The organism is Psychrobacter sp. W2-37-MNA-CIBAN-0211 (genome assembly GCF_040309405.1).
In the GTDB taxonomy this organism is placed as follows: domain Bacteria; phylum Pseudomonadota; class Gammaproteobacteria; order Pseudomonadales; family Moraxellaceae; genus Psychrobacter; species Psychrobacter glaciei.
In genome coordinates, this window is sequence record NZ_JBEOOU010000031.1 from 1 (window position 1) to 1,435 (window position 1,435).

Here is a 1,435-nt window from a genome sequence, read left to right on the forward strand (position 1 = left end):
GCAGGATCTGACGGCATCAATGGAACAAACGGTATTGACGGTCAGAATGGAGTTGATGGTACTAATGGCGTAGACGGTATTAATGGTCAAAATGGGGCTGATGGTGCTCAAGGAGCAATTGGCCCACAAGGTCCAGCAGGTCAAAACGGAACAGATGGTTTAAATGGTGCTGATGGCACTAACGGTAAAGACGGTGTTGATGGTGCTCAAGGACCAGAAGGTCAGGATGGTATCGACGGCGCTAAAGGTGATTCAGGTATTAGCGAAGAAGCTAAAATTGAATTAGAAAGTAAAATCGAAGACAGCCAAGCGCGCTTTTTTAGCGTTAATGGTTCTAGTAACAGTGAAGATGCAGGTAATTATAGCGGTAATGGCGCTACTGCTGACGGTGCGATAGCGATCGGGGTTAACGCTCAATCTAAAGGTAAGGACAGCATCGCTATGGGCACTAATAATACAGTGACCGGCGATCAATCTACTAGCGTGGGTAATGGCAACATCGTCTCAGGTAATCGTTCAGGTGCATTTGGAGATCCCAATATTGTCGGTGGTAACGCCAATTATGCAGTTGGTAACGACAACATCATTGGTGATACTACCAGTAACTCTGTAGTACTAGGTAGTAATGCAACTGTTGGTGCTACAGCGGCAACAGTTGGTACCAATAGTACACCAACTTTTGAAAACGAGACTAATGCCTCAAACTCTGTCGCTATCGGTGAATCGGTGAACGTCCAAGCAGCTAATGCAGTGGCCATCGGTGCTAATAGCAGTGTGACTCATAGCAATGCTATAGCATTAGGAGCAGGGTCACAGACCAGTGCAGACAATACCGTATCAGTTGGCAATGCAAGCAGCCAGCGCCGAGTTACCAATGTCGCCGCTGGTATCAATCCAAATGATGCCGTTAACGTCTCTCAACTTAACCAAAATCGTGCTGAAGCCTTTGGTTATACAGATAGAAGAATAAATGATCTAGAAGGAGAGACTCACTCAGCAGTTGCAGGCGCGCTTGCTTTCGGTGCCCTACGCTACCCTAATGTACCAGGTAAAGTCAGCGTTGGTCTAGGCGGTGGTACATGGGAGGGTGAGACAGGTTATGCTTTTGGTGTAGGTTACACCACATCTGACGGACAGTTTTCTATCAGTAGTGCTTTTGGTGGTAGCGGCAGCCAAAATGGTGGTAACGTTGGTGTAAGCTATACTTTTGACTAGCGTTTATTTCTAAGAAATAAGAAAATACCTGAGCCTACGATTGTTTTCAATAGTAGGCTCAATCAATTGAATTTATGAAGTTAGACGATTTCTAGAAACTTCCCTTGTTTTCTATCTAAAACCCCGTATAATGCGCCCTAGTTGAAAGGGAAGGCGTTTAGAATGAGTGATGAAATATTTACTTCAAACTAAATAGAAATTACCTCTTGACACAGCATTT

The 1,435-nt window shown here is 44.7% G+C and carries 1 protein-coding gene; it reads left to right on the forward strand.

Features of this window, described 5'->3' with window-relative positions; genetic code table 11:
- Positions 1 to 1,215, forward strand: a 1,215-nt coding sequence (locus AAEY72_RS14110) for a YadA family autotransporter adhesin (RefSeq protein WP_352311122.1), incomplete at its 5' end; no start/stop codon positions are given.
- Positions 1,216 to 1,435 lie beyond the last annotated feature (220 nt).